The organism is Methylophilus sp. TWE2, from assembly GCF_001183865.1.
Taxonomy (GTDB): domain Bacteria; phylum Pseudomonadota; class Gammaproteobacteria; order Burkholderiales; family Methylophilaceae; genus Methylophilus.
On the sequence record NZ_CP012020.1, the window covers coordinates 1,209,290 to 1,224,656 of the forward strand.

The window sequence follows — 15,367 nt, forward strand, 5'->3', positions numbered from 1 at the left end:
ATTTTGCAATACGTCACCATACTTGGCAGCACTGGCACCATCGGTCAGCAGACGCTGGATGTGATTTCACAGCATCCTGGGCGTTATGGCGTATTCGCGTTGGCCGCGCACAGTAATGTGGATGCCATGTTGCAGCAGTGTGCAACATACAAGCCTCGCTATGCCGTGATGCAGGACACGGACGCCGCGCAGCGATTGCGTCAGCGTGTACAGGCCGAACAATTGAACGTCGAAGTACTGGCTGGCGTTGAGGGATTAACCTTGGTGTCTGCCCATGCCGAAGTGACTATTGTCATGGCAGCCATTGTGGGTGCTGCGGGCTTGTTACCTGCGCTGGCTGCTGCAAAAGCGGGTAAAAAGATCCTGCTGGCTAATAAAGAAACCCTGGTGATGGCCGGTCAGCTGTTTATGGATGCAGTGAAACACGGGCAAGCCACTTTGCTACCGATAGATAGCGAGCACAATGCCATTTTTCAGGTGATGCCCAAATTACCCTATGATGAGTTGGCTGATGTCGGTGTTAATCAGATTATCCTCACTGCTTCTGGCGGGCCTTTCCGCACTTATAGTCAGGGACAGCTGCAGCAGGTGACTCCAGCCCTCGCGTTAAAACACCCTAACTGGGTGATGGGTGCAAAGATTACTATCGATTCTTCTACGCTCATGAATAAGGGGCTGGAAGTGATTGAAGCACATTGGTTGTTTGATGCACGCCCAGACCAGATTGATGTGGTCGTGCATCCGCAAAGTGTGATTCATTCCATGGTGTCGTACGTCGATGGCAGTATTCTTGCGCAGCTGGGTAATCCTGATATGCGTACCCCGATTGCTTATGGCTTGGCTTATCCTGAGCGCATCGCTTCTGGCGTGAAACCGCTGAGCTTGATAGAGGTGGCCAGGTTGGAGTTTGAAGCGCCAGATACTCAGCGTTTTCCATGCCTGAAATTGGCTTATGATGCATTGGCTGCTGGAGGCACTGGACCCGCGATGCTGAATGCAGCAAATGAAGTGGCCGTCGCCGCATTTTTACGCGAACAAATCCAGTATTTGGATATTCCCGCACTGATCAATGCCACTCTGCAGAAATTGTCTATCGAACCCGTGCAGTCGATTGAGCAACTGCTGCTTGTGGATAGCCAGGCCAGGGCTTATGTGCAAGCACTCATTTCAAAAATGACTGTTAAACCTGTACGCAAGGTTGCCAGCGTATGACATCAGTCCTGGCGTTTATTGTTGCGATAGGTGTCTTGGTTACTATCCATGAATTTGGCCATTACCTGGCTGCACGCAGTTGCGGTATACGCGTGCTTAAGTTCTCTATCGGTTTCGGCAAGCCGATATTCAAATATCAGGCGAACCCTCAATCCACACAGTGGATATTGTCCTGGATCCCGCTGGGTGGGTACGTCAAAATGCTGGATAGTCGCGAACATGAATCTGTGTCTGAACAGGTGGATTGGTCGCAGGCATTTGACCGCCAAAGCATCGCTGCCAAAATGTGGGTGGTGTTTGCCGGGCCATTCGCTAATTTATTACTGGCGTTTGTGTGCTACTGGGGTTTGATTGCCCAGGGCGAGGTGGGACTGAAACCCTATATTGGCCCGGTAGAGCCAGGTTCATTGGCGGCCCAGGCAAAGTTACGCCAGGGTGACCTGATTGTTTCGCTGGATGGCAAGCCGGTCGAAACCTGGCAGGAAACCCAATGGCACATGTTGGAGAACTGGGTGGCGCATCGATCGGTGCTTGTGTTGACCCAGACTGCACAAGGCGATGTACATCAGCATGTGCTGCCTTTGAACCGCTTGCCGGGTGACCCTGATGGCGAAGTCATGCAAAAAGCTGGTCTGACTGTATTAATGCCGGTTGTCCCGGCAGTGATAGGTGAGGTCATCCCTGGTTCAGTGGCTGAGAAAAGTGGTCTGCAGACCGGTGACCGTATCCTTAAGGTAAATCAAAAAACAATTTCTGACTGGCAACAGTTTGTTAAAGTGGTGCGGGGTAATCCAGGTCAGCCGTTAAAAATAGAATACCAACGCGCTGAGCATTTGTACCAGGTAAGACTGCTGCCTGAAACAGTCCAGCAAGGTGGCCAGAAGGTCGGGCGCCTAGGTGCTGCGGTTAATATGGATGCAGTCGATCTCAAACCATATCAGGTGGTCCGTCATTACAGCTCGTCACAAGCAGCAGTACGTGCGGTGGATAAAATGCATGAAACGATTGCTTTCACCCTTAATATGCTGGGGAAAATGATCACGGGTCAGGCTTCGCTTAAAGCCATCAGTGGCCCCGTCAGTATTGCGGATGCTGCGGGCGAGTCTGCCGGGATGGGTATCAAGCCTTATATTGGGTTTATTGCATTACTCAGCATCAGTATTGCAGTGATGAACCTGCTGCCGATTCCAGTATTGGATGGCGGCCATTTGTTGTATCATATGGCGGAATTGATTCGAGGAGAACCATTACCCGACAAGGTGCTGGCAATAGGACAGCGTTTGGGTCTGGGTATTTTGGGGGCATTGATGTTTATTGCTTTTTTTAATGACATCAATCGTTACCTGATTGGTTGAAAGTATAGTTAATGAGAATAAAATCCAGTTCCAAGTTGTGGTTGTGTTTGTTGGCGGGGGTGATGCACCTGAACGCACATGCGACAGAGCCATTTGTCATTACCGATATCCGTGTTGAAGGTTTGCAACGTACAGAGCCCGGTACTGTCTTCAATTACCTGCCCATGCAGGTAGGTGATGTCATGAGCGACGAAAAAGCCGCACAGGCAATTAAGTCTCTCTATGCGACCGGCTTTTTCAAGGATGTGCGGATTGAGAATGAAGGCGATGTGCTGGTTGTGACTGTGCAGGAGCGCCCTTCTGTCACGCAAATTGATTTCAGCGGTAACAAGTCCTTTCAGACAGACAAAATCAAGGAAGGTTTGAAACAGATTGGGATTGCCGAAGGCCAGATTTTTGATAAATCGCAACTGGACCGGGCAGAGCAGGAAATCAAGCGACAATACCTGTCTCAGGGTAAATACAGCGCTGAGGTCAAGGCCACCGCCAGTCCGCTGGAACGTAACCGTGTTGCCATCCGCTTCGAGATTACAGAAGGTCCTGCAGCAAAAATCCGTGATATCAATATCGTCGGTAACCATTTATTTACCACAGAAGATTTGCGCGCCAACTTTTTGCTCACGACGCCAAACTGGATGAGCTGGTGGAACAAAGATGACCAGTATTCGAAACAAAAACTGACGGCTGATCTGGAAGCATTGCGTTCTTTTTACATGAACCAGGGTTATCTGGAGTTTTCCATCGACTCCACACAAGTGTCCATTTCTCCTGACAAGCGTGATGTTTACATCACCATCAACCTGACCGAAGGTGAAAAATACAATATCAGCAAGACCAAGCTGGCAGGCGATATGTTGTTGCCAGAGGAGGACTTGCGCAAGCTGATCAATATCCAGGATGGTGAAGTATTCAATCGCCAGAAGGTGACAGATGCCAGCAAGATCATTAACGACAAGCTGGGTGAAGAGGGTTATGCGTTTGCCAACGTGAATGCAGTCCCTGAAATCAACAAGCAGGAGCATACGGTTGCGTTTACCTTCTTTATTGATCCTGGCCGTAAAGTCTATGTCAGACGGATTAACGTGCAGGGCAACACCCGCACACGTGACTCCGTGGTCAGGCGTGAAATGCGTCAGATGGAGTCTGCCTGGTATGCAGGGGATAAGATCAAGCGTTCCAAAGAACGTATCCAGCGCCTGAACTTTTTTGATTCGGTTGAGCTGGAAACGCCATCTGTGCCTGGGATCAATGACCAGGTGGATATGAATGTGACGGTGGCTGAAAAAGCGACGGGTAGTGTGCAGTTTGGTGCGGGTTTATCGAGTAGTGATGGTGTCGTTCTGGGTTTCAATGTGAACCAGCCTAACTTCCTCGGCACTGGTAACCGTGTAGCCTTGCAAGTCAATACAAGTAGCTTCAATACGATTTATTCGTTGTCGTATACAGACCCTTATTACACACCAGATGGTATCAGCCGTGGATTTGATATTTATCGTCGTGATGTGGATACTAGCCGTAGAAATTCAACTCAGCTGAATGTGGGTACCTATAACAGTCAGTCTTACGGTCTAGGGGTACGTTTTGGCATGCCGATGTCCGAAATGGACTTTATCAGTGCTGGTTTGACGCTGGACCTGACTGAAGTTGAACTTTCCAGCAGTAGTCCGATTCAATACCTGAGATTCTGTGAAAACAGCAGTGGTTGTAGCAGTAATTCCATCGTATTCAATGCTGGCTGGACGTTCGATTCAAGGGATAATATCCTGTTCCCGCGCAGGGGTGTTTTACAGCGGCTGTCTGGCGATGTATCCATTCCTGGTCTGGATCTGCAATATTACAAAGTCAGTTATCAGCACAGCTGGTATAAAGACATGGGTAAAGACTTCACGCTGATGCTTAATGGGGAAGCTGGCTATGCTAATAGCTACGGCGGTAAAAACTATCCGTTCTTCAAAAACTTCTATGCTGGTGGCGTGAACAGTGTCCGTGGTTTCCTGAACTCTTCTTTAGGTCCGCGTGATATCAATCCAAGTTCAGGTTCTGACTTTGCTGTCGGTGGTACCAAGCGTTTTGTTGGTAATGTCGAATTATTTATGCCTGTACCATTTGTCTCGCAATCCAATCAGTTCCGGTTGAGTGCGTTTGTGGATGGTGGTGGTGTATATGGTAAAGATGATTCAATTAACTCCGAATATTTGAGATTCTCTACTGGTGTGGGCGTGACTTGGGTCTCTCCATTTGGTCCATTGAAACTGGTCTTGGCCAAACCACTGAATGAGAAAGATTACGATGACACGCAAGTGCTGCAATTCCAGTTCGGGCAACAGTTCTAATGCTGAGAAAAGCTAAAGCTGGTGTGAAGGGAGTCATTGCATGAGAAGCATATGGTTAGGATTTTTCTGCTTGTTACTATATGGTAGCCAAGCGACTGCTGCTGACTTCAAGGTTGGTTATGTGCAAGTGGACAAGTTGCTACAAGAGGCACCACAAACTGCTGAGACAGGCAAAAAGCTCGAGAAAGAATTCAGTCCGCGATCCTTGGAACTGGACAAGTTACAAAAACAGATCCGTGACTTGGAGTCTCAACTGGACCATGACCGTGCAACGAGTATGACTGAAGCTGAACGCCGTCAAAAAGAGCGCCAATTGAATAATTCACGCCTTGAATTCCAGAGCAAGCAGCGTGAGTTACGCGAAGATATCAACCTGCGAAAAAATGAAGAGCTTGCCTTGTTGCAAGAGCGTATCAACAAGGCTGTACAGACAGTGGCCGAAAGTGAAGGTTATGACCTGGTGGCTTACAGCGGCGTGGCCTATGCCAGCAAGCGTATTGATATCACAGATAAAGTCCTCAAATTGCTGGGTAAAAAATAACCAGTCATCTTTTCACGTCAAGTTTTATTCTCAAGGACAGTCTTTTTTATGGCGCAACACTTTACATTACATGAGATAGTTGCGTCTCTGGGAGGGCAGGTTGATCTTGGTCAGCCTGAGCAAGCAAAGTCGCTGAAAATTTCACGTTTGGCCTCTTTAAAACAGGCTAAGCCTGGCATGATCAGTTTCTTTAATGATACAAAATATACGCAGTCATTACAGGAGACGCAGGCTTCTGTCGTGATTTTGCGTCCAGAGCATCGTGCCTTGACTGGGTTGCCATGTATCCTCACGGATAATCCATACGCCTATTTCGCCAAACTGTCAGCCTTGATGAACCCGCCCAGGCAATATATCAATCATGTGCATCCTACTGTTGTGATTGGTTTTGATACGCATCTGCCATCCGAGCGGACGATTGATGCCATGACGAGTATCGGTGACCGTGTCAAATTGGGTCATGGTGTGCGCATTGGTGCAGGCTGTGTGATTGAAGATGATGTCACGATTGGTCCAAATACAGTATTGGAGCCGCGTGTTGTCATCAAGCACGGGACAATCATTGGAAGCCATTGCCATTTATTTTCTGGCTGTATCATTGGAAATGATGGTTTTGGTTATGCCGAAGAGCAGGGGCAATGGGTTAAAATACCACAAGTTGGCCGTGTCGTGATTGGTAACCATGTGGATATCGGTGCCAACACCACCGTGGACCGAGGCGCGCTTGATGATACCGTCATCGAGGATGGTGTTAAGTTGGACAATTTAATACAGGTCGCCCATAATGTCCGCATTGGTGCGCATACGGTCATTGCAGGTTGCGTGGGCATTGCTGGCAGTGCCGAGATTGGCGCACATTGCAAGATAGGCGGTGCTGCCATGATTCTCGGCCACTTGCAGATCGTTGATGGCGTGACCATTTCGCCGGGCTCAATGATCATGCGTTCGATACAGCAGGCAGGCACCTATACGGCACTGATGCCATTCCAGAAGCATGAAGACTGGTTACGGACGGCGGCAAATATCCGGCATTTGGAGCAATATCAGCTGAGACTCAAGCAACTTGAGCAAGCAATAAGCAATATACAAAAACATTCGGAAGATTGAGAGAATTTATGGCTGAAAATACAATGAATAGCATGGATATTCATGAGATTCTGGAACACCTGCCACATCGCTATCCATTTGTACTGGTTGACCGTGTCCTGTCTATGGAGTTAGGTAAAGAAATTACTGCCGTGAAAAACGTCTCGGTCAATGAGCCTTATTTTCCCGGCCATTTCCCATACCACCCGGTGATGCCCGGTGTACTGATTGTTGAGGCAATGGCACAGGCGGCAGCCTTGCTGTCGTTTAAAACTATGGGTACCAAGCCCACCAATGATTCGGTTTATTATTTTGCCGGTATCGACAATGTGCGCTTTAAAAAACCGGTCTCTCCAGGCGACCAGATTATTCTGCACGTCAAGATAGACCGTATCCTGAAAGGGATCTGGAAATACATCGCCGTTGCCAAAGTGGGTGACGAAATCGTGGCAGAAGCCAATATGATGTGTATCCTCAAAGCCATTGAAAAATAATTTTTGACTAGCGTGTCCTGAAAGACACCTGGGACGCCTGAACATGCAAAACCTGATTCATCCTAGCGCAATCATAGATCCTAAAGCCGAGTTGGATAGCTCGGTAGAAGTGGGCCCTTATACCACCATAGGTGCTGGCGTACGAATTGATGCCGGCACCAAGATAGCCTCACATGTCGTGATTGAAGGGCCTACCACCATAGGCAAACATAACGAAATCTTCCAGTTCTCTTCACTAGGTGCTAAGCCACAGGATAAAAAGTTCAAGGATGAACCTACCTTGCTTGAGATAGGTGATCACAATACTATCCGTGAATTTTGTACCTTCAACCGAGGGACAGTGCAAGATAAAGGCACGACCAAAATTGGCAACCACAACTGGATCATGGCGTACGTGCATATTGCGCATGATTGCATCGTCGGTAACCATACCATCATGGCCAATAACTCTTCACTGGCTGGACATGTGACGATTTACGATCATGCCATTTTGGGTGGATTCACCCTGATTCACCAGTTCTGCCAGATTGGCGAGCACATTATTACTGCTGTGGGTTCTGTGGTCTTTAAAGACATTCCACCTTATGTGACGGCAGCCGGTTATGATGCACAGCCCCATGGCATCAATGCTGAAGGCTTGAAGCGTCGCGGTTTTAGTGCCGAGACCATACAGCAAATCAAGCGTGCTTACAAAGTGCTTTATCGTCAGGGCCTGTCGTTTGAAGAGGCCAAAGCGGCCCTGGCGGACATGGAAAAATCATGCCCCGAAATTGGCCTGATGACCCGTTTTCTCGCGCAAACCACGCGCGGTATTGTGCGTTAAATTAAAAAATATATGGCAAAGATTGCAATGGTGGCGGGAGAGGCCTCCGGAGACTTGCTGGGCTATCATCTCATCCAGGAACTGAAATCACTCCATCCTGATGTCGAGATTTTCGGCATCGCAGGCCCCAAAATGATGAGTTTGGGCGCTAAATCGCTATTCCCGATAGAGCGGCTATCCGTGCGTGGCTATCTTGAAGTGGTCAGGCATTTGTGGGGGCTCTTGAAGCTGCGTAAGCAGCTTTACAAGGAAATACTCAAAGAAAATCCGGATGTTTTTATCGGTATAGATGCTCCCGATTTTAATTTCTGGCTTGAGCGCAAACTCAAGGCCAAAGGCATCGCTACCATTCATTATGTCAGCCCGTCCATCTGGGCCTGGCGTAAAAACCGCATCCACAAGATCAAGCGGGCGGTGTCACATATGCTGGCACTGTTTCCATTTGAACCACCTCTCTACCAGCAAGTTGGCGTGCCAGTCACCTATATCGGCCATCCACTCGCAGACGCCTTACCCATGGAACCAGACGCTGGTCAGACCAGGGAAAAACTCAAATTAAAGAAAGACAGCGTGGTGATTGCCATGCTGCCTGGCAGCCGGCAATCCGAAGTGAATTTTCACGCGACCCTGGTGCTGGAAACCGCGATTGTTTTTGACCGCCTCATGCGTGAAAATGGCAAGAAAGTCCAGTTCCTGGTGCCTTTGGTCACACGCGAAACACGCGATATTTTCCAGAATGCCTGGCACCAGTTGCTGACTCAGCAACCTGATACCAGCATAGATTTACAGATTATGTTTGGTCACGCACATGATGCCATGACGGCCTCAGATGCGGTATTAGTGGCCTCTGGCACAGCCACACTGGAAGCTGCCTTGCTTAAAAAGCCGATGGTCATTACCTATAAAATGTCCAATATGAGCTGGCAATTATTAAAACGTATGCGGTTGCAGCCTTATGTAGGACTGCCTAATATACTGGCTGGTGAATTTATTGTGCCTGAATTGTTGCAAAATGAAGCGACACCGGAAAACATAGCACAAACCTTGTATAACTTGTTGGCAGATAAAGCGGGTTTAACGATCTTGCAAGAAAAATACCGCAGCATTCATGCGCAGCTCAAGCAGAACAGCGCACAGAAAGCGGCTGCTGTTGTTAAACAGTTTTTAAGGGCCTGACCAGATGCATCTCCTGTGTGGGATTGATGAAGCGGGCAGAGGGCCATTAGCGGGAGCCGTATACGCCGCTGCAGTGATCCTGAATCCGGCACGGCCTATCACCGGCCTGGCCGATTCTAAAAAACTGTCTGAAGCCAAAAGGGATGCGCTAGCGATTGAAATCAAGGCGCATGCACTTGCCTGGGGAATTGCCAGTGTCAGTGCGCAGGAAATTGATGCTATCAATATCCTGCAAGCCAGTTTGCTGGCCATGCAACGCGCTTATCAGGCGATGGTTGATCAGTTTGGACTGCATGCAACATTGATTCAGGTGGATGGTAATCGTACGCCAAAGTTTCAATTACCATGCGAAGCGATTGTGCAAGGAGATAGCAAGGTCGCAGAAATTTCAGCAGCTTCTATTTTGGCCAAAACTGCCAGGGATGCTTCTTTATTAGAGTTGGATACACAGTATCCACAATATGGTTTTGCCCAGCATAAAGGCTATCCAACAGCGCTACATCTGGAGCGCCTGGTGCAATATGGGATTACTCCCGAACATAGACGCAGTTACGCACCAGTGAAAAAGCTGCTAAGTATGATTGTAGAATAGCTTGATCGTTATAAAGAAAAAGCCGCTTGATAGCGGCTTTTTTGTGTGCTTGCCCGAGGCAGGTATTATTCAACCAACAATTCTGTTTTACCTGGTTTACCATTCATTTCATCTGCATTTGGCAGTGGTTCTTTACGCGCAGTAATTGTCGGCCATACGGTGGCTAGGCGCGCATTCAGTGCAATAAAGTGTTGCTGGTCAGCGGGGACATCATCTTCCGAGAAAATCGCTTCTGCCGGACATTCAGCCACGCACAAGGTGCAGTCGATGCACTCATCAGGATTGATTGCCAAGAAGTTAGGGCCTTCAACAAAGCAATCTACCGGACACACATCTACGCAGTCGGTGTATTTGCACTGAATACAATTTTCGGTTACTACATAAGTCATGTTTCAAATCCTTTGCCGGCTATTTCAGCCAAAACGATATTTTATTGCAATTTAGCTCAATTGACGATGTATGTGTTTGTCTTTTATCAAACGATCATGCCTGCACCGACCGTGTTATTGGTGCTTTCGTCAATGACAATAAAGGCGCCGGTCGCGCGATTTTTGTCATAGCTATCCACCATCAGTGGTTGCGCCAGTTTAAAGCTGACACGCGCGATATCATTCATTTTCAGGTCTGTGGTGGCCTGTTGTTCCAGCGTGTTCACGTCTACCTTGTATTGAATGCTGCCAATCTTGGCTTTGGACTCACGTGTTGTGTGGCGCACGATATACGTCCTGGCGGGCGACAGCGGTGTCTCTGATAACCAGCAGACGTGTGCTTCAATTTGCTTGACGGCCTCAGGCGCTTCGCTGGTTTTGACGATCATATCACCGCGTGAAGTATCGATTTCATCTTCCAGCAACAGCGTAATACTTTGCTCGGTTTGTGCGCTTTGCAATTGCTCGTTACCTAGCTGTATAGCTTTCACTTTGGATTGATAGCCGTTAGGCAACACCGTCACGGCATCGCCCACGGCAATGCTGCCTGACTCAACACGCCCCATAAAGCCACGGAAATCGTGCAATTCAGGATTCGCTGAATCATGCGGACGGCACACAAACTGCACCGGGAAACGGAATTGCTCAGCCTGATCGCTATGTGCAGCTGGCGCCGCTTCCAGGAGTTCAAGCAGGGTTTCACCCTGGTACCAGTCCATATTGTCCAGGCGGTCTACCAGCATGTCGCCATTCAGTGCAGACATCGGGATGAATTTGATATCACGAGCCTGTGCCAGGCCGATTTCGCTGGCAAAGGCAATGTAATCAGCCTTGATTTTTTCATAAATGGCCTGATCGTAGTTCACCAGGTCCATTTTGTTCACCGCGACCACAATATGTGGAATGCCTACCAGATGTGCCAGGTAGCTGTGGCGACGGGTTTGTGTCAGCACGCCTTTACGCGCATCAATCAGGATGATCGCCAGGTTAGCCGTCGATGCAGCAGTCACCATGTTGCGTGTGTATTGCTCATGGCCAGGCGCATCGGCAATGATGTACTTGCGGGTGCCTGTGCTGAAGTAGCGGTAGGCCACGTCAATGGTGATACCTTGCTCGCGCTCAGCTTGCAGGCCATCGGTCAGTAATGACAGGTCTACCGCCTCCATGCCGCGCTTTTGTGACGTGCGGGCAATATTGTTGAGCGTATCGGCCAGAATGGTTTTGGTGTCGTACAGCAAACGGCCAATCAAGGTACTTTTGCCATCATCCACGCTACCGCAAGTCATAAAGCGCAGCAAAGAGTCGTTGTGTTGTGTTGTCATATTAGAAATAACCTTCTTTCTTGCGCTGCTCCATCGAAGCCTCGGAAGTTTGATCATCTAGACGGGTCGCGCCACGCTCGGTAATGGTGGTGGTGGCCGTTTCTACCACAATCTTGCTGACATCGTCGGCGTCAGAGAGCACAGGGGCAGTACAGGTCACGTCACCGACAGTACGGAAACGGACTTGCATGTTAATCACTTCTTCGCCTGCTTTAGGTTGGTTGATCACCTCACCGGATGTCAATGGCACATTGACCGGGAAAATGGCGCCGTTACGCATGACGATGTCACGCTGATGGGCAAAATAAATACTAGGCAATTCGAGTTTTTCGCGCTCGATATACTGCCAGACGTCCATTTCTGTCCAGTTCGAGATCGGGAAGGCACGGATATTCTCACCCTTGTGTACACGTGCGTTATACAGGTTCCACAGTTCAGGGCGCTGGTTTTTAGGGTCCCATTGGCCAAACTCGTCACGGAAACTCATGATACGTTCTTTGGCACGTGCTTTTTCTTCATCCCGGCGGGCGCCGCCAATGCAGCAATCAAAGCCGAACTCTTCAATTGCTTCGAGCAAGGTCACAGACTGATGCTTGTTACGTGGTTCATCCGGCGTTTTCAAGACAACGGTGCCGCGTTTCATGGAATCTTCTACGGAGCGCACGATCAGCCGTTCGCCCAGTTCGGCGGCACGCTGGTCACGGAAGTTAACCACTTCCTGGTAGTTGTGACCGGTATCGATATGCATCAGCGGGAAGGGGAAGCGGCCAGGGCGGAACGCCTTTTCAGCCAGTCGCAAAATGCATAGTGAATCTTTACCACCGGAGAATAGCAATACCGGGTTGGCACATTGGCCAGCGACTTCACGCAGAATATGAATGGCTTCTGCTTCCAGCCAGTCCAAATGACTTAAAGGTTGTTTTGTAGACATGAATATTTCAATCGTAACGAATTTATTTTTTGACGTGCAGACCGCATTCTTTGCTGTCCGGGTTTTCCCACCACCAGCGGCCGGCGCGGATATCTTCACCCATGGCGACAGCACGTGTACACGGTGCGCAGCCAATACTGGGGTAGAATTGGTCGTGCAAGGCGTTATAAGGCACTTCAAACAGGCGAATATAAGCCCAGACTTCTTTTTCAGTCCAGTCGCTCAGCGGGTTGAATTTTTCAAGCTTGTTACCGGCATCATATTCACGCGTGGGCAGGTTGCTACGGGTTGCGGCCTGTTCAGCACGCATACCGGTAATCCAGGCTTGCTTGCCGGCGAGGGCGCGCTGCAACGGCTCCACTTTGCGCATATGGCAGCAGGCTTTGCGCAGCTCTATGCTTTCATAGAAGGCATTGATGCCCTGGGTATGAACGTAATTTTCCACGGCTTCATGCATGGGGAAAAAAACCAATGGTTTAATGACGTAGTTTTGCTCAACTTCACCCATCAGGGTGTAAGTCTCGGCAGGCAGGCGGCCGGTATCCAGCGAGAAAATCTCAATAGGCAGATTTTCTTTTGCAATCAGGTCGGTCAGCACCATATCTTCGGCGCCGTAGCTGTTGGCAAACGTGATGGCCGGGAATTCAGCCGCCGCCGCGCGCAGCAAAGCGAGCGCCTGCGCACGCTTTGCGTGTACGCTGGCGACCAGTTCGTCTGTCAGGGCCGGGCGTGTGGCCGGATTGTTAGCCGCCGGTTTGAGCATGCTGACGCCGAAACTCATGCGCGGTTCACCCTGCGCCAGACGGGCACGTCAGCCACTCCACCCTGGTAGGGTTGGCTGAAATCGTTCAGGCTGGCCAGTGCATCTTCGGCGGAGCGGTCAGCACGGATCAGGAAGCTGTTAAAGCCTGCGCGTTTGTGGAAAAACAATTGGTCGCGCAACACGTCGCCGATGGCACGCAACTCATTTTTATAACCAAAGCGCGTACGCAACCAAGCGCCTAAAGTGAAAATGCGACCATCTGCAAAGCGCTCCACAAAAATCGCAATAATCGGCAGGCTGTTGATGTCTGCAAATTCTGCTTGCAGGGCTTCTGCAGTTTCGTGTGTGGCTAATACAATGCCTAACTCGCCAGCCGCCAGGCGAGGTTGTAATTCGGCCTTGCGCGCTTGCCAGATGGTCAGGGGCACCAGAATTTTGCCAGTTGCTGGAATGTGCGTGTTGGCAATTTGCTCTGCGCTAAAGGTAGGTTCGCCTGTCAGTTTGAAAAGAACGACTTTGCCAGCCTGTTTGCGCACAGATTCTTCCGCTGGCGCAGGGGGAACAACACGTGTCCATTCATCAGCCACAATGCTGGCCTGGCCATTGGCAGCCAATTGAATCAGTTGACTCATTATGCAGTTTCCTTTTCTGCGTAGACGTGGGCCTTGAACGGTGCCACGCCTAAACGACGTACAGTATCAATGAAGCGCTCTTCGTCCTGGCGCTCGCGGACGTAAACTTCAATCAGGCGTTTGACCACGCCAGGCATTTCTTCTGCCGAGAATGAAGGGCCAATGACGGTGCCTATGCTGGCGTCATTGCCTTGTTTGCCGCCAATGGTGACCTGATACCATTCAGAACCATCTTTATCCACACCGAGGATGCCGATATGGCCAACATGGTGGTGACCGCATGCGTTCATGCAACCAGAGATGTTGAGTTCCAGGTCGCCGATTTCATACAGGTAATCCAGGTTGTCGAACTGCATCTGGATGGCTTCGGCAATCGGGATGGACTTGGCATTGGCCAGGCTGCAGAAGTCGCCACCAGGGCAGCAGATAATGTCAGTCAGCAAACCAATGTTAGGGGTCGCCAAACCAGCAGCACGGGCTTTTTCCCAGACGGCAAACAGGTCAGACAACTGCACATCGGCCAAAATCAGGTTCTGCTCGTGTGAGGAGCGCAACTCGCCAAAGCTGTAAGCGTCTGCGAGGTCGGCCACCACATGCATTTGTTCGCTGGTGATGTCGCCTGGTGCTTTGCCATGTGGCTTGAGCGACAAGGTCACGGCGCGGTAGCCAGGTACGCGGTGTGCGTGCACGCAACGTTTCACCCAGGCGGCAAACGCCGGGTTGCTGGCCACGGCCGCATCAAACGCAGCATCATGCGCTGGCAAAGTTTTATAAGGCATAGGCTCAAAATATTTGGCCACGCGATCCAGTTCGTTTTGCGTGATGGTCAGTGGGCCATCTTTGAGATGAGCCCATTCCTCTTCCACCTGGCGGTTGAACTCTTCAATGCCCAGGGCTTTCACCAAAATTTTGATACGCGCTTTGTAAATGTTATCGCGGCGGCCGTGGATGTTGTAGACACGTATGATGGCTTCGCAATAAGACAGCACATGTTGCCATTCCAGATGCTCGCGGATGACGGTGCCCAGGATAGGCGTACGGCCCAGGCCACCACCAACCCACACTTTAATCGCCATCTGTCCTTGTGCATCTTTGTAAAACTCAAGACCGATGTCGTGCGCTTGCACAATAGCACGATCTTTTTCTGTCCCGGAGACGGCAATCTTGAATTTCCGAGGTAACAGGGCAAATTCCGGGTGGAAGGTACTCCACTGACGCATGATTTCGGCGATGGCACGTGGATCAATAATCTCGTCTGGCGCAATGCCGGCAAACTGGTCGGTGGTGATATTGCGGATACAGTTACCAGACGTCTGGATGGCATGCATCTCTACGGTGGCCAGCTCAGCCAGGATATCCGGCGTGTCTTCCAGTTTGGGCCAGTTTAATTGCAAGTTTTGGCGGGTGCTGAAGTGGCCATAGCCACGGTCATATTTCTTGGTAATGTCAGCCAACTTGCGTAATTGCTTGCTTGACAGCAGCCCATAAGGCACGGCAATGCGCAACATGGGCGCATGACGTTGAATATACAGGCCGTTTTGCAGGCGCAACGGGCGGAACTCCTCATCGGTGAGCTCACCTGCCAGGTAGCGTCTAGTCTGGTCGCGATATTGCGCGACGCGTTCGTTAACAATTTGTTGGTCTATCGGGTCGTATTTGTACATGCTTGAGTCACTTTG

General features: G+C 49.9%; 15 protein-coding genes. 9 read left to right on the top strand and 6 right to left on the bottom strand.

Features of this window, described 5'->3' with window-relative positions:
• Positions 1-3: 3 nt before the first annotated feature.
• From ispC to rnhB, 9 genes are all read left to right on the top strand, one after another.
• A complete protein-coding gene (gene ispC / locus ACJ67_RS05860) occupies positions 4-1,212 on the top strand; it encodes a 1-deoxy-D-xylulose-5-phosphate reductoisomerase (protein WP_049638267.1) in 1,209 nt (402 codons plus the stop codon).
• Entirely contained in the window at positions 1,209-2,567 is a 1,359-nt protein-coding gene (rseP, locus tag ACJ67_RS05865; protein WP_049638268.1) for an RIP metalloprotease RseP, read from the top strand. The genes ispC and rseP overlap by 4 nt, the downstream gene beginning before the upstream one ends.
• Positions 2,568-2,629: 62 nt before the next feature.
• A complete protein-coding gene (gene bamA, locus ACJ67_RS05870; protein ID WP_049638269.1) occupies positions 2,630-4,900 on the top strand; it encodes an outer membrane protein assembly factor BamA in 2,271 nt (756 codons plus the stop codon).
• A gap of 40 nt (positions 4,901-4,940) precedes the next feature.
• Entirely contained in the window at positions 4,941-5,441 is a 501-nt protein-coding gene (locus ACJ67_RS05875) for an OmpH family outer membrane protein (protein ID WP_049638270.1), read from the top strand.
• Positions 5,442-5,489: 48 nt separating this feature from the next.
• Positions 5,490-6,548: a UDP-3-O-(3-hydroxymyristoyl)glucosamine N-acyltransferase gene (gene lpxD, locus ACJ67_RS05880; protein WP_049638271.1), complete on the top strand. Its 1,059-nt coding sequence runs from the start codon at positions 5,490-5,492 to the stop codon at positions 6,546-6,548.
• An 8-nt stretch (positions 6,549-6,556) separates the two neighbouring features.
• Positions 6,557-7,021, top strand: a complete 465-nt coding sequence (fabZ, locus tag ACJ67_RS05885) for a 3-hydroxyacyl-ACP dehydratase FabZ (RefSeq protein WP_018985639.1) — start codon at positions 6,557-6,559, stop codon at positions 7,019-7,021.
• Between the two features lie 43 nt (positions 7,022-7,064).
• A complete protein-coding gene (lpxA, locus tag ACJ67_RS05890) occupies positions 7,065-7,844 on the top strand; it encodes an acyl-ACP--UDP-N-acetylglucosamine O-acyltransferase (protein ID WP_049638272.1) in 780 nt (259 codons plus the stop codon).
• 12 nt (positions 7,845-7,856) lie between these two features.
• The gene (gene lpxB / locus ACJ67_RS05895; RefSeq protein ID WP_049638273.1) at positions 7,857-9,020 is read left to right on the top strand and encodes a lipid-A-disaccharide synthase; all 1,164 of its coding nucleotides are present in this window, start codon (positions 7,857-7,859) and stop codon (positions 9,018-9,020) included.
• A gap of 4 nt (positions 9,021-9,024) precedes the next feature.
• Complete coding sequence (gene rnhB / locus ACJ67_RS05900; protein WP_049638274.1) at positions 9,025-9,612, top strand: ribonuclease HII; 588 nt, start codon at positions 9,025-9,027, stop codon at positions 9,610-9,612.
• A gap of 65 nt (positions 9,613-9,677) precedes the next feature.
• Here rnhB and fdxA read toward each other — a convergent pair whose 3' ends face one another.
• The 6 genes from fdxA to ACJ67_RS05930 form a co-directional block, all read right to left on the bottom strand.
• Positions 9,678-10,001, bottom strand: coding sequence for a ferredoxin FdxA (gene fdxA / locus ACJ67_RS05905; protein WP_018985635.1), 324 nt, complete (start codon positions 9,999-10,001; stop codon positions 9,678-9,680).
• Positions 10,002-10,087: 86 nt separating this feature from the next.
• Positions 10,088-11,362 (bottom strand): sulfate adenylyltransferase subunit CysN, encoded by a 1,275-nt coding sequence (gene cysN / locus ACJ67_RS05910; RefSeq protein ID WP_049638275.1) that lies wholly within the window; start codon positions 11,360-11,362, stop codon positions 10,088-10,090.
• A 1-nt stretch (position 11,363) separates the two neighbouring features.
• Positions 11,364-12,293, bottom strand: a complete 930-nt coding sequence (gene cysD / locus ACJ67_RS05915; protein ID WP_049638276.1) for a sulfate adenylyltransferase subunit CysD — start codon at positions 12,291-12,293, stop codon at positions 11,364-11,366.
• A gap of 22 nt (positions 12,294-12,315) precedes the next feature.
• The gene (locus tag ACJ67_RS05920) at positions 12,316-13,074 is read right to left on the bottom strand and encodes a phosphoadenylyl-sulfate reductase (RefSeq protein WP_049638277.1); all 759 of its coding nucleotides are present in this window, start codon (positions 13,072-13,074) and stop codon (positions 12,316-12,318) included.
• The gene (locus tag ACJ67_RS05925) at positions 13,071-13,688 is read right to left on the bottom strand and encodes a DUF934 domain-containing protein (protein WP_049638278.1); all 618 of its coding nucleotides are present in this window, start codon (positions 13,686-13,688) and stop codon (positions 13,071-13,073) included. Before ACJ67_RS05925 ends, ACJ67_RS05920 begins: the two co-directional genes overlap by 4 nt.
• On the bottom strand, positions 13,688-15,352 hold the full coding sequence (locus tag ACJ67_RS05930) for a nitrite/sulfite reductase (RefSeq protein WP_049638279.1): 1,665 nt from the start codon (positions 15,350-15,352) through the stop codon (positions 13,688-13,690). Before ACJ67_RS05930 ends, ACJ67_RS05925 begins: the two co-directional genes overlap by 1 nt.
• Positions 15,353-15,367: the final 15 nt, after the last annotated feature.

Coding starts and splice junctions, on each gene's coding strand:
- rseP (WP_049638268.1), top strand. CDS start 1,209: ATGACATCAGTCCTGGCGTTTATTGTTGCGATAGGTGTCTTGGTTACT.
- bamA (WP_049638269.1), top strand. CDS start 2,630: ATGCACCTGAACGCACATGCGACAGAGCCATTTGTCATTACCGATATC.
- ACJ67_RS05875 (WP_049638270.1), top strand. CDS start 4,941: ATGAGAAGCATATGGTTAGGATTTTTCTGCTTGTTACTATATGGTAGC.
- lpxD (WP_049638271.1), top strand. CDS start 5,490: ATGGCGCAACACTTTACATTACATGAGATAGTTGCGTCTCTGGGAGGG.
- fabZ (WP_018985639.1), top strand. CDS start 6,557: ATGGCTGAAAATACAATGAATAGCATGGATATTCATGAGATTCTGGAA.
- lpxA (WP_049638272.1), top strand. CDS start 7,065: ATGCAAAACCTGATTCATCCTAGCGCAATCATAGATCCTAAAGCCGAG.
- lpxB (WP_049638273.1), top strand. CDS start 7,857: ATGGCAAAGATTGCAATGGTGGCGGGAGAGGCCTCCGGAGACTTGCTG.
- rnhB (WP_049638274.1), top strand. CDS start 9,025: ATGCATCTCCTGTGTGGGATTGATGAAGCGGGCAGAGGGCCATTAGCG.
- fdxA (WP_018985635.1), bottom strand. CDS start 10,001: ATGACTTATGTAGTAACCGAAAATTGTATTCAGTGCAAATACACCGAC.
- cysN (WP_049638275.1), bottom strand. CDS start 11,362: ATGACAACACAACACAACGACTCTTTGCTGCGCTTTATGACTTGCGGT.
- cysD (WP_049638276.1), bottom strand. CDS start 12,293: ATGTCTACAAAACAACCTTTAAGTCATTTGGACTGGCTGGAAGCAGAA.
- ACJ67_RS05920 (WP_049638277.1), bottom strand. CDS start 13,074: ATGAGTTTCGGCGTCAGCATGCTCAAACCGGCGGCTAACAATCCGGCC.
- ACJ67_RS05925 (WP_049638278.1), bottom strand. CDS start 13,688: ATGAGTCAACTGATTCAATTGGCTGCCAATGGCCAGGCCAGCATTGTG.
- ACJ67_RS05930 (WP_049638279.1), bottom strand. CDS start 15,352: ATGTACAAATACGACCCGATAGACCAACAAATTGTTAACGAACGCGTC.